Annotated in this window: 12 protein-coding genes; 4 read left to right on the plus strand and 8 right to left on the minus strand. The window is 40.5% G+C overall.

What is annotated here, in order from left to right; translation table 11 throughout:
* The first annotated feature begins 442 nt into the window (after positions 1–442).
* Positions 443–2029, plus strand: a complete 1587-nt coding sequence (locus BFP75_RS16490) for an amidohydrolase (protein WP_099546456.1) — start codon at positions 443–445, stop codon at positions 2027–2029.
* Positions 2030–2131: 102 nt separating this feature from the next.
* Positions 2132–2500, plus strand: a complete 369-nt coding sequence (locus BFP75_RS16495) for a winged helix-turn-helix transcriptional regulator (RefSeq protein WP_206073560.1) — start codon at positions 2132–2134, stop codon at positions 2498–2500.
* On the opposite strand, the gene BFP75_RS16500 is transcribed toward BFP75_RS16495, so the two are convergent.
* Positions 2497–3717: an RsmB/NOP family class I SAM-dependent RNA methyltransferase gene (locus BFP75_RS16500; protein WP_099546458.1), complete on the minus strand. Its 1221-nt coding sequence runs from the start codon at positions 3715–3717 to the stop codon at positions 2497–2499. The two genes, BFP75_RS16495 and BFP75_RS16500, sit on opposite strands and share 4 nt — an antisense overlap.
* A 71-nt stretch (positions 3718–3788) precedes the next feature.
* On the opposite strand from BFP75_RS16500, the gene BFP75_RS16505 reads away from it, so the two are divergent.
* Positions 3789–4826 carry a WD40/YVTN/BNR-like repeat-containing protein gene (locus BFP75_RS16505; RefSeq protein ID WP_099546459.1) on the plus strand — a complete coding sequence of 346 codons (1038 nt, stop codon included), beginning with the start codon at positions 3789–3791 and terminating at the stop codon, positions 4824–4826.
* Positions 4827–4875: 49 nt separating this feature from the next.
* Here BFP75_RS16505 and BFP75_RS16510 read toward each other — a convergent pair whose 3' ends face one another.
* The 7 genes from BFP75_RS16510 to BFP75_RS16540 all read right to left on the minus strand — a co-directional run bounded on the left by BFP75_RS16510 (position 4876) and on the right by BFP75_RS16540 (position 11697).
* Positions 4876–5310, minus strand: a complete 435-nt coding sequence (locus tag BFP75_RS16510) for a hypothetical protein (RefSeq protein WP_099546460.1) — start codon at positions 5308–5310, stop codon at positions 4876–4878.
* Entirely contained in the window at positions 5303–5824 is a 522-nt protein-coding gene (locus BFP75_RS16515) for a hypothetical protein (RefSeq protein WP_099546461.1), read from the minus strand. Before BFP75_RS16515 ends, BFP75_RS16510 begins: the two co-directional genes overlap by 8 nt.
* 33 nt (positions 5825–5857) lie before the next feature.
* Positions 5858–6400, minus strand: coding sequence for an RNA polymerase sigma factor (locus tag BFP75_RS16520; protein ID WP_099546462.1), 543 nt, complete (start codon positions 6398–6400; stop codon positions 5858–5860).
* 197 nt (positions 6401–6597) lie between these two features.
* Positions 6598–8424 carry an ABC transporter ATP-binding protein gene (locus tag BFP75_RS16525; protein WP_099546463.1) on the minus strand — a complete coding sequence of 609 codons (1827 nt, stop codon included), beginning with the start codon at positions 8422–8424 and terminating at the stop codon, positions 6598–6600.
* Positions 8424–10133 (minus strand): phospho-sugar mutase, encoded by a 1710-nt coding sequence (locus tag BFP75_RS16530; RefSeq protein ID WP_099546464.1) that lies wholly within the window; start codon positions 10131–10133, stop codon positions 8424–8426. Before BFP75_RS16530 ends, BFP75_RS16525 begins: the two co-directional genes overlap by 1 nt.
* Positions 10134–10163: 30 nt before the next feature.
* Entirely contained in the window at positions 10164–11138 is a 975-nt protein-coding gene (locus tag BFP75_RS16535; protein ID WP_099546465.1) for a glycosyltransferase family 2 protein, read from the minus strand.
* A gap of 34 nt (positions 11139–11172) precedes the next feature.
* Positions 11173–11697 (minus strand): DUF4199 domain-containing protein, encoded by a 525-nt coding sequence (locus BFP75_RS16540; RefSeq protein WP_099546466.1) that lies wholly within the window; start codon positions 11695–11697, stop codon positions 11173–11175.
* Between the two features lie 181 nt (positions 11698–11878).
* On the opposite strand from BFP75_RS16540, the gene BFP75_RS16545 reads away from it, so the two are divergent.
* Positions 11879–12151, plus strand: a complete 273-nt coding sequence (locus BFP75_RS16545) for a type B 50S ribosomal protein L31 (RefSeq protein ID WP_099546529.1) — start codon at positions 11879–11881, stop codon at positions 12149–12151.
* Positions 12152–12173 lie beyond the last annotated feature (22 nt).

The raw sequence follows: 12173 nt of genomic DNA on the forward strand, positions 1-12173 counted from the left end.
GGCACCTGTAGCCCCCGTCCCACTTTAGCCAGGCCAGATGCGACAGGCAGCTGTCCGTGTCCGGGAATTTCTCCATAAAGTCGAAAAGGGACATGCTCTTGAATCTTTGCTCCATGTTCTTGATGTTTGTTTCCCCGAATTTACTACTTCTATCGTTATTGATTAAGTACCTAAGTCAATAGAATTATTTATGATTTTGAAATCAATGCCATTCTCTCTTTGTAAAAAGCAAGAGCATAGAAGAAAGCTTGTCAGAATTACGGGCAATTTTCCCATGTTACTTTTTGGTGATCTTTAAAGTTATCTCATTTTTAAGAATTAAAACTTTCAAAATCAGAAAATTCATCCAATTAAATGATAATCATTGAAAAAATCGAAAGTGACAAAACCATCCATTTAATAATTCACTACCTTTTAACTGCTAATTCAATAATCGACCAAAATGACTAAAAAACTATGTACGTTCATCATGTGCCTTTCATGTGCCATGGTGACATTTGCCCAGAAAAAGTATTCCAAGAAACAAATCGAGAAATTAAAATCGGAAGCCAATGCCTTGATCGAAACCGATAAAAAGTTGGCCCAGGTGATGGTGGACAAAATTTTCAGTTTTGCCGAATTGGGCTTTCAAGAGGAAGAGTCCTCAAAGTACCTAACAGGGGTATTGCAGGAAAATGGTTTTGAAATAGAGCATTCCCTCTCTGGAATACCAACCTCGTGGTTTGCCAAATGGAGCAACGGTGATGGCCCTGTGATCGCATTGGGAAGTGATGTGGACTGTATTCCAAAGGCATCGCAATACCCTGGAGTGGCCTTTCATAAACCTATCGTGGAAGGAGCACCCGGACATGGGGAAGGTCACAATGCTGGGATACCCCTTAATATCATGTCCGCTTTGGCCGTAAAGGAAATTATGGAAAAGGAGAATATTGGAGGAACCTTAATTCTTTGGCCCGGCATCGCAGAGGAACTCGTGGCCGCCAAGGCATGGTATGTTCGTGATGGTCTTTTTGACGATATAGACATGTGTATTTTCACCCATGTTGGTAATAATCTGGGAGTTTCCTACGGACCCACAAGGGGCACCGGACTCATATCAGTGGAGTATTCCTTTGATGGGGAGGCCGCACATTCCGCGGGATCGCCATGGCGGGGCAAAAGTGCCTTGGATGCCGCTGAATTGATGAATATTGCCTGGAACTATAAAAGAGAACATTTACACCCTCTTAAACGTTCCCATTCCATTTTTACGGATGCTGGCGACCAACCCAATGTAGTGCCTTCCAAAGCGGCGATTTGGTTTTACCTTAGGGATATAAAATATGAAGGTATCATGGAAATGTACGCGTTGGCCAACGATATGGCCAAAGGAGCTGCCTTGATGACGGGTACCACCATGACCTCCAAGGTATTGGGAACTGCATGGCCAAGACATTACAACAAGGTCATTGCGGAAACTATGTACGACAATATTACCAAGGTAGGACTTCCGGTATGGTCCGAAGCCGACCAGACCTTGGCCAAGGCCGTACAGACCGAAGTAGGTTCCGAAAAAATCGAGGGCTTACCTACAGAATTGTCCCCATTAGGTCTACCCGTTGAAGAGCCTGTTAGTGGGGGTTCCGACGATATCGGAGATATTTCCTGGAAGGTGCCTACGGTAACCATGCGTTTTCCTTCCAATATTCCCGGATTGCAGGGACACCACTGGAGCAATGCCATTGCTATGGCAACACCTATAGCACACAAAGGGGTTGTGGCCGGTGCCAAGGCCGAAGCCATGACCATATTGGATTTCTTAACGAAACCGGAACTTTTAGAGGGCGCATGGGACTATTTCAAAAATGTTCAGCAGAAGGAGACCACATATAAACCGATGATTTCGGATACGGATATGCCCCCCATCTATTTGAACACGGACAAGCAAGGTCAATTTAGGGAGGAATTGCAAAAGTATTATTACGATGAAACCAAATACGATAGCTATTTGGAGCAATTAGGGGTCGAATATCCCACTGTAAAGGAATAAGGAATTATAATTAAAATTTTTAAAACATCGGTCTGTAATTTAGACCGATGTTTTATATTTGGGGCATATCAAAGAATTGCCTATTTCTTAAATTTTAAAGTTTTGAACAAATCACCAGATAGTTGTCCCGTTACCTTGTGTATGGAGGAAATAGGTAGTAAATGGAAACCGATACTACTCTTTAAGGTCTCACAGGGCATCAACCGTTTTTCCATACTCCTAAAAAGCATAGAAGGTATTAACAAACAAATGTTGAGCAAGCAATTAAAGGAATTGGAAAGGTCCCAAATACTCGAACGCAAAACGTTCGCTGAAATTCCACCGCGTGTTGAATATTCCATAACGGCAAAGGGCAAATCCTTAATGCCCGTTGTACAAGCTATGAAAAAGTGGGGGCAAAATCCGGCGGAGAAACCCACGGTTAAAAAACCCGAAAGTAAGGGAGATCAACAGTTGCCCTTGTTCGGCTAGGCCTTGGGTTCATTTTGCAATAGGGCCATATAAAAGCCGTCAAATCCGCTTTTTGAAGCGTATATTTTCTTTTCGGTAACCATCGTGAATTTGCTTCCTTCTTCAGATGCTAAAAAGGATTTTATTTGATCTTTATTTTCTTGAGGCAGTATAGAACAAGTGGCATAGACCATTTTCCCACCTGGTTTAACCATCTTACTATAACTTCTAAGGATTTCCTGCTGGGTTTTGGTGATTTTATCCAAAAAGTCTGGCTGTAGTTTCCATTTGGTATCCGGGTTTCTACGGATAACCCCAAGCCCGGTGCAGGGGGCATCGATTAGAACCCTGTCCGCACTATCGTATAATTTCTTGAACACCTTGGTCGATGTTATCTCCCTTAGTTCAATATTATGCGCCCCGTTTCTTCTGGCGCGTCTTTTTAGTTCCTTTAATTTGCTTCCATAGATATCCATGGAGATAAGCTGGCCCTTGTTTTCCATTAAAGCGGCCAAATGAAGCGACTTGCCGCCTGCACCGGCGCAGGTGTCTACCACACGCTGACCAGGTTTCACATCCAAAAGTTCCGCTACCAATTGGGAGGAGGCATCCTGAACCTCAAAAAGTCCGTCCTTAAAGCTTTGGGTAACAAATACATTGGCCCGCTCGGGGAGTCTAAGAGCCAATGGATATCCTTTAATGGGTTCGGTAACGATACCTTCATCCAAAAGGGCTTTTCGAAGCTTTTCCTTGGTGGTTTTCAAGGTGTTCGTTCTTAGGATGACATCGGCAGGTTCATTGAGTTTGGCAATCTCCGCGGTCCATAACTTTTCGCCCAAGGCTTTTTCACAAAGGGTATCCATCCAATCTGGAATGGCTTCCCTATATTTTCTAATCTTGGATAACTCGTCAAAACGTCCCTTGATGCGTCTTTCCGGGGTGGGTTCAATTTGTTTCCAATCCGGCAGTTTAATTCCGCTCAGTACGGCCCAAACCGCCCACATTCGGAATAAATCGGGCCGACTAAAAGGGGCCTTTACTTCAGCAATTTCGGCATATAACCTTTTGTAACGAACCATTTCATAAGTGGTTTCGGCAATAAAACCGCGATCACGTGATCCCCAACGCTTGTCAAACTTTAGGACCTTTTGTACGACCTTGTCCGCATATTCACCTTCATTGAAAATCAAGTTCAAAGCATCAATCACCGCGAATACCAAGTTTCTATGCAACTTCATGAGAAAAAATTAAGGCTGCAAAGGTATTGTTTTAGAGTGGATTCCATTTATTTTTGAGAAACTTTGTACGTATGCGCCCATTATCATCTTTTTTATTCTTCCTTATAATTTTAGCTTCTTGTTCCAATAAAAATGAATTCAGGAAATTCTCAACAGTGGAAGTGGAGGATGTTCTTGTGGATTCCGTGAGTATTAGGGCCATTGAATTTTTGGATCAGAATACGCTGGCTTTTGCAGGTAGTAACGGCATGTATGGGACAGTGGATGTTCCATCCGGTAGGATTCGTACCAATATTATGATGTTTGACAGTTTAACCCCTTCCTTTAGGGCCGCAGGACATACGGCCACGGATTTTTTCATGCTCTCCATTGGAAGTCCGGCCTTGTTATATAAAACGGGGGAAAGTGGGAAAATGGAATTGGTATATACCGAAGTAGGTGAAACTGTTTTTTATGATGCCATGATGTTTTGGAACGACCGGGAAGGTTTGGCGGTGGGGGATACCGTAGACGGGTGTATGAGTATTATTATAACCAGGGATGGCGGACAGACTTGGAACAAGATTCCCTGTTCCCAACTTCCGGAGGGTATCGATGGAGAAGGTGCCTTTGCCGCGAGTAATACCAACATTGAAGTTATAGGGGAGCAGGCTTGGATAGCAACAACCACTGGTAAAATCTATCATACAATGGACAAAGGAAAAACATGGGAATCCACTGCTACCCCAATGAAAAATGATGTGGACACCCAAGGTATTTACTCCATTGATTTTGATGATGAAAATTTGGGAATAGCGATTGGTGGTGATTACACCCAACCCGAAGTAAATAGAGGAAATAAAATGAAAACTTTGGATGGTGGGGCCACTTGGAGCCTAATAGCAGATGGCCAGAATCCCGGGTATAAAAGTTGTATCCAATTTGTTCCAAATTCTGATGGAATGGGTATTATTGCTATTGGATTTACCGGTATTTCCTACTCGCCGGACGGGGGTGACCATTGGCGCCAACTAGGTGATGAGGGGTTTTACACTTTTCGTTTTTTAAATGATAGTACGGCCTACGCTGCGGGTAAAAATCGCATTTCCAAACTAACTTTTAAGAACTAAAAAAAGGAGCTATATAGCTCCTCTTTTTAAGTCATTTTTTAGGCATCAATTAGCGACCTCCCTTATTTTGACGGTACTGTTTGATCAACTGCCGTTTAAAATCCTCTTCTGAGCGCATCAATACCAAGGTCTTTTTCGCAGATATTACTTTACTTATCTCATTAAGGAAATTCTTTTCAAGTTCTTCTTCCTCTTCCTCTATTTTAAGATAGACGGACAAGAGATTTTGTGCTTCTTGCTCGTTTAGACTTCCTACGTCCTTTAATTTGCTTTTGATTTCGACCCATTGTCTATGTCTTAGTTCTTGCCTTTCTTTTTCGTACTCATTGTAAACGGGCCAAAAATCCTGTGCTTCCTCACTGCTAAGTTCAAGGTGCTCTGTTAAATAAGCTACCTTGAGAGCCTTAATCTTTTCCCTCGATTTGTCTTGGGCAAAAGTTACTGTCGTAAACAATATCAATACGGCTATGAGTAGTCTATTCATTGTCTTCTAAATTTAGTTCTTCAAAATTCTCTACATTCTCATTGAGATAATCCAGAAGGTTTTCCTCGGTCATCTCAGGTTTTACAAAATCATTGATTTCGTATCCGTCAATGGGCAAAACCTCGGCAATCTCGTCACTGGACAAGTCTATTTCAGTATCATTAAAATAGGCTTCAATTTCAGAATTGGCCAAATCCGTAAAACTCAAGGTATCGTCATTGTTCCAATTAATGCCAACGGCCAAAACCAAAAGGGCTGCAATCGAGGCGGCTATAACCAAAAACTTCTTAAAAGGATACAATGGGATAACTTTGGGAGACGATTTATCTTCTTCTACCATGGCCATCAATTGTGTCTGCAATTGCTCAAAATAAGAATCCGGAACACTGAAACCGTCGTTTTTAGGAATAGGTGATTCCTCCTTAAAGATTCTATCTTTAAGTTTGTCCTCAAAGCTATTAAAATAGCCTTTTGGGATATGGAACGGATTTTTATCTGAATTCTTCCTTTTCATCGTATTACTATGACTCCCAATTGTTTAAATGGTTTAATCTTCTTTGAGAAAACTTTCAATCTTTTTTACAGCCAAATGGTAGGAAGCTTTAAGTCCGCCCACCGATGTATCCAAGATTTCCGATATTTCTGCATACTTTAATTCTTCAAAATACTTCATATTGAAAATCAGTTTCTGTTTTTCTGGTAAGGTAGCAATGGCCTTTTGTAACTTTAACTGTATCTCGTCCCCTTCAAAATAAACATCGGACTGCAAGTTTTGTACCATGCGTTCTTGATACTCCCCATCCGTAACCCCCAGTTTGAGACTTTTTTGTTTTAGAAAACTTAGGGCTTCATTGGTCGCTATTCTGAACATCCAGGAAAACAACTTACTCTCGCCTTTAAATCCGTCAATATTGCGATATACCTTAATGAAGGTATTTTGCAACACATCGTCGGCATCATCATGGTTTAAGACTATTCTTCGGATGTGCCAATATAAACGCTCCTTGTAGTTGCTTACAAGCGTTTCAAAGGCGGTGGACTGCGTCTCCTTTGCCTTTAATTCCTTTATTAAGGTTTCTTCTGCAATCAACCGAATTTGTTTTGTTTGGTAATTGGACTACTAATTTATGAAAAGGTTTAGTTTGTTAGGAGTTAGGAGTTAGGGGTTAGGAGTTAGGGGTTAAGTGAAATAGAGAAATAGTGGGATAGTGTTTAATTGAAAAATGAAAAGTTAAAAATGTAGATTTTACCAACACCCAACACCCAACACCCCACAATTAACAGCCATTAACCCAGCGACTGCATTTCGACCAACTTATTATACGTCCCTTTTTTGCTTAATAACTGCTCATGGGTACCTTGCTCCACGATTTCTCCTTTGTTCAATACCACAATAGTGTTAGCATTCTGGATGGTTGAAAGTCGGTGTGCGATTACAATGGAAGTTCTGTTCTTCATCATTTTTTCCAAAGCGTCCTGTACCAAGCGTTCGCTCTCGGTATCCAAGGCGGATGTTGCCTCGTCCAAAATCATAATGGGCGGATTCTTCAATACGGCCCTGGCAATGGAAAGGCGTTGCTTTTGTCCACCACTCAATTTGTTACCACTGTCACCAATGTTTGTTTCGTATCCTTGGGGCAATTCCATGATAAAATCGTGGGCATTGGCGATTTTAGCCGCTTCCATAATTTCTTCCTCCGATGCATTTTCCTTTCCCAAGCCAATGTTATTTTTCACCGTATCATTAAATAGAATGGAATCTTGTGTAACGAGTCCCATCAACCCCCTCAACGATTTTTTGGACAAGTCCTTTATGTTGATGCCATCGATGGTAATATCCCCTTCGTTTACATCATAAAACCTGGTCACTAAATTGGCAATGGTACTTTTCCCACTTCCGGATTGTCCCACTAGGGCGACCGTGGAACCTTTGGGTACGGTAAGGTCAAAATTCTTCAATATATATTCGTCTTCGTATTTGAAGGATATATTTTTTAGTTCGATTTCTTGATTAAAATCGGTCTTAACAACCGGGTTTTCTATTTCAGAAATTGGATTCTCGGTTTCCAAAATTTCCAAGACACGCTCAGCTGCGGCATTACCTTTTTTGACGCCATAGGAAGCTTTGCTAATGGCTTTTGCTGGAGTAAGAATTTGATATGCAAGCCCCATATACGTAATAAACAGCTCTGGCTGCAATGATTGCTCAACTAATACCATCTGTCCGCCATACCAAAGTATTACCCCTATAGCGGCAATTCCAAAAAATTCACTGGTAGGAGAGGCCAAGTTTTGTCTGTTTAATAGGCTATTGGAAAAGGTGTAAAATCTTTTGGTGGAATTCTTGAATATAGAAATAAAACGAGTTTCGGCATTAAAGGCCTTTATGACACGTAAACCTCCAAGAGTTTCCTCTAATATTGAAAGAAATTGCCCTTGCTCCTTTTGGACCTTATCTGATTTTCGTTTTAAGGATTTACCAATTAATGAAATTAAAAAGCCCGAAAGCGGTAGGAATATAAAAACAAAAAGGGTCAGTTTTGGACTTATTGAGACCATTGCCAAGATTGTAAAAAGAATCGTTAGAGGTTCCCGAACGATTAGCTCCAATATGGACAAAAAGGAATGTTGAATTTCGAGTACATCCGTGGTAATTCTTGCTATAGTATCTCCTTTTCGCTTTTCCGAGTAATATGAAATGGGAAGTTCCACGGTCTTTTTATAAAGAGCATTTCTTAAATCCTTTAAGACTCCGTTTCGCAGAAAAGTTATGAAGTACATGGCCAGGTATCCAAAAACGTTTTTTAAGAAAAACATGGTAATCACCAAAACGACCATTAACATTAGTGCATTACCTTCACCGGCATCCTCACTTCTTAGTGTCACAAAGTAATTAAGATACTCCATTAGGTAATCCTTTGCTTGTGAAAATCCTTTCCAAATTGGTTTTTGGTAAACCGGTTCTGTTTGTTTAAAAAGAACGGCTAGCATTGGAAACAAAGAAATCATTGCCAATGTTGAAAAAAGCGCATAAAAGATATTCGAAAAAATGTTAAAATAAGCAAATAGTCTATAGGGCCTCGCAAAGCGAAGAATCTTTTTAAAATAATCCATTAACCTAAATTAAGCTCGCTTACAATGCTTTTGATTTTTGCATCCAACTGAGCGGAAACAGCTTTAAAGTTTTCTACTTTGTCCAACCTTGTATTCGTGCTGATATAAAATTTCACCTTGGGTTCCGTGCCACTGGGTCTTGCAGCGATGCGGGTACCATCTTCCGTTTCATATATCAATACGTTGGATTTAGGAATATCTATCGCTTTTTCCTCCCCGGTCAAAACATTTTTAGCAACGGATGTGTTATAGTCCTCTATCCATTTGACCTTGGATCCTGCAACGGATTCCACCGGATTTTCCTTAAAGTCTTTCAACATTTGCTTAATTTCCTCCGCGCCACTCATTCCTTTTTTGGTAAGGGATATTAGGTGTTCCTTGTAAAAACCATAATCTACGTAGCAATCGATCAGGTCCTTAAAAAAAGAACTGCCATTGGCTTTTGCTTGGGTTGCAATTTCACAGGCCAATAGGGTGGAAGTAACGGCATCCTTATCCCGCACAAAATCGCCCACCATGTAGCCAAAACTTTCTTCCCCACCGCCAAGAAATTCGGATTCTGGAAAATCCTTTATCATCTTACCGATCCATTTAAATCCGGTCAAGGAGGTCTTATATTCAACGCCATAGGCATCTGCCATGGCCTTTACCATGGGAGTGGAAACAATGGTTGTGGCCGTGAACTCATTTCCTTTAAAGCCTTGTTTCTTTCTATTCTCCAAGAGAAACTTGGTCATCATGACCATGGCCTGGTTTCCGTTAACGATTTGCATCTCACCGTCCAAATTACGAACCGCTATGCCCAATCTATCACTATCAGGGTCGGTACCTACCACCATGTCCGCACCAATTTCCTCAGCCTTTTTTATGGCCATGGATAATGCTTCAGGTTCTTCAGGGTTGGGTGATTTTACAGTAGGAAAGGAACCATCCGGTTTCGCTTGTTCCTCAATTATGGTTACGTTTTCATACCCAGCTCTTTTCAATACTTCCGGAATCGCTGTTATGGAAGTTCCATGAAGTGAGGTGAAGACAATTTTAAAATCATTTTTGCCTTTTGCGTTAACACTTCCATTTTTGACCGATGCTTCAAAAAAAGCTTCGTCCACTTCCTTGTCAATGACCTTGATAAGACTGTCGTTGGCCTTAAAGTTGATATCCTCAAAACTGAGACTGTTGATTTCAGCAATGATTTCACCATCCTGAGGGGGGACAATTTGTCCCCCGTCCGTCCAATATACCTTGTACCCATTGTATTCCGGGGGATTATGGGAAGCGGTGAGTACGATTCCTGCATGGCATTTTAGATGCCTTACTGCAAACGATAGTTCTGGCGTAGTGCGTAGTTCTGAAAATAGATTCACATGGATTCCGTTCGCGGAAAATACTTCGGCAACCGTTCTGGCCAATGTATCGCTGTTGTGTCGGCAGTCATACGCAATGACCACTTTAATGTCTTCACCGGCATAAACTTTTTTCAAATAATTACTAAGTCCCTGCGTGCTTTTCCCAAGTGTGTAATTATTGATGCGATTGGTTCCAACGCCCATTACGCCTCGCATACCTCCGGTTCCGAATTCCATATTTTTATAAAAACGGTCCTTTAGCTCCTCGGTGTCATTATCGATTAGGTGCTGTATTTCTTCCTTCACTTTGGGGTCAAAAAAGTCGGTCAGCCAACTTTTGGCGGTATCAAGGATTTTATCCATGTAGAATATTTTTAATTGTGATATCTAAATTTACAAAGAATATTGTGTTTGTTCCGTGTTCAAATTCAATTCTTCGGAAATATGGTAACGCGGTTCATTTCTTTTGGATCGTGTGATGATTTCCCCTATAAATCCGGCAAGGAACAACTGTGTGCCGATGACCATGGATACCAATGAAATATAGAATTCCGGCCTATCCGTAATCAATCGACCAAAGGGATTTAAAAAAAGTTTATCGATTCCTAAATACAGGGCGAAGCCAAAACCTATAATGAACATTAGAACCCCCAAGGCACCGAAGAGATGCATGGGGCGTTTGCCAAAACGTGAAACGAACCAAATGGTGATCAAATCCAAAAAGCCATTGATAAAACGTTCCATGCCAAATTTGGTCTTTCCGTATTTTCTGGCCTGGTGCTTTACTACTTTTTCGCCGATTTTATTGAACCCTGCATTTTTTGCCAAGACTGGGATGTATCGGTGCATTTCGCCCGATACTTCAATGTTTTTTATCACCGATTTGTTATAGGCCTTCAATCCGCAATTGAAATCATGTAGTTTTACCCCTGAAGTTTTTTTTGCGGCCCAGTTAAAAAGTTTCGAAGGCAGGTTTTTAAATATAAGGGAGTCGTATCGTTTCTTTTTCCATCCAGAGATTAAATCGTATTCCTTGGATTGAATAAGTTGGTATAATTCTGGAATTTCCTCTGGATTGTCCTGCAAATCTGCGTCCATGGTGATGACGACATCTCCTTTAGCCGCTTTAAATCCGGCATGCAAAGCTTGGGATTTTCCGAAATTCTTAAGGAAGCGAATTCCTTTTACATGGGGGTTGAGTTCTGAAAGCTTCGAAATGGTTTTCCAGGAATCGTCCGTGCTACCGTCGTCAACAAATAAAATTTCATAAGAAAAATGATTGGATTGCATTACAGATGCAATCCAATCATGAAGTTCTTTGAGGGATTCTTCCTCGTTCAGTAAGGGAATAACTATGGATAATTGCATTGATTACTTCAGGAATTCCCTTCAAAAATACAAATTAGTTCAGATCTTCCTGTTTTTTTAGAATGAGTCCGGAAATAAGGGAGATTATAAAACCAAAAAAGAGACTAAATACGAGTCCAAATACTATTTGCATGGTTGGCGTCGAGAATTTTTTCCCCATTTCGATTTGAGCGTCTATCTGTTCTGGAGTCATTGCTGTGGTCTCCATTAGTTGATTTTTTTGGAATTCCATGGCCTTGTTCATCATATCGGGATCAATTACATTGGCCATTAATTGATTAAAGATAATACCAATAATTCCGGCTATGAGGCTAACCCCAACACCTACTTTAAGGGCTTGAGCAAAGGACATAAAACCACCGTTTGCCTTTTTAAATTGAATCATGGCCAAGACTATTCCGGCAATTGAAAGGGCTAAGCTGATTAACATAACCGCGATCCCTCCTTGGTAATGCATATCCGCAGAATAAAGCATTATAGCAAAAACTATGCTTATTCCTCCGAGTATAGCACCATAAGTTAAAGCAAACTTCCCAGTTTTAGGTTTATTTTCTTCCATTGTTTTTAAGTTTTAAAAGTTGATTATTCTATTTGTGTATAGGAACTAGAAAATGTTACATAAAAGCTACAATTTATTTTCTGTTTTTTCTAATTAATAAATTGGCATTTCTAATAAATTGACTAAATTTGCACCCTTAAAATAAGTGCCCGTTGGAATGGGTACGGTAAAGATTTTAAAAATGAGAAAAGGAATACACCCAGAAAATTATAGATTGGTAGCCTTCAAGGACATGTCCAACGAAGATGTTTTCATTACCAAGTCTACAGCGGATACAAAAGAAACTTTAGAGGTTGATGGAGTAGAATATCCATTGATAAAATTGGAGATTTCAAGAACGTCGCATCCATTCTATACAGGAAAGGCCAAATTTTTGGATACGGCTGGTAGAATTGATAAGTTCAAGAACAAATACAAGAAATTCTCTAAATCTGAAACGAAAGAAGAGGAATAGGATTGCTGTTATTCTCAAGATA

Source organism: Maribacter sp. 4G9 (assembly GCF_002742265.1).
Lineage (GTDB): Bacteria > Bacteroidota > Bacteroidia > Flavobacteriales > Flavobacteriaceae > Maribacter.

Coding starts and splice junctions, on each gene's coding strand:
- BFP75_RS16490 (WP_099546456.1), top strand. CDS start 443: ATGACTAAAAAACTATGTACGTTCATCATGTGCCTTTCATGTGCCATG.
- BFP75_RS16500 (WP_099546458.1), bottom strand. CDS start 3,717: ATGAAGTTGCATAGAAACTTGGTATTCGCGGTGATTGATGCTTTGAAC.
- BFP75_RS16505 (WP_099546459.1), top strand. CDS start 3,789: ATGCGCCCATTATCATCTTTTTTATTCTTCCTTATAATTTTAGCTTCT.
- BFP75_RS16510 (WP_099546460.1), bottom strand. CDS start 5,310: ATGAATAGACTACTCATAGCCGTATTGATATTGTTTACGACAGTAACT.
- BFP75_RS16515 (WP_099546461.1), bottom strand. CDS start 5,824: ATGAAAAGGAAGAATTCAGATAAAAATCCGTTCCATATCCCAAAAGGC.
- BFP75_RS16525 (WP_099546463.1), bottom strand. CDS start 8,424: ATGGATTATTTTAAAAAGATTCTTCGCTTTGCGAGGCCCTATAGACTA.
- BFP75_RS16530 (WP_099546464.1), bottom strand. CDS start 10,133: ATGGATAAAATCCTTGATACCGCCAAAAGTTGGCTGACCGACTTTTTT.
- BFP75_RS16535 (WP_099546465.1), bottom strand. CDS start 11,138: ATGCAATTATCCATAGTTATTCCCTTACTGAACGAGGAAGAATCCCTC.
- BFP75_RS16540 (WP_099546466.1), bottom strand. CDS start 11,697: ATGGAAGAAAATAAACCTAAAACTGGGAAGTTTGCTTTAACTTATGGT.
- BFP75_RS16545 (WP_099546529.1), top strand. CDS start 11,879: ATGAGAAAAGGAATACACCCAGAAAATTATAGATTGGTAGCCTTCAAG.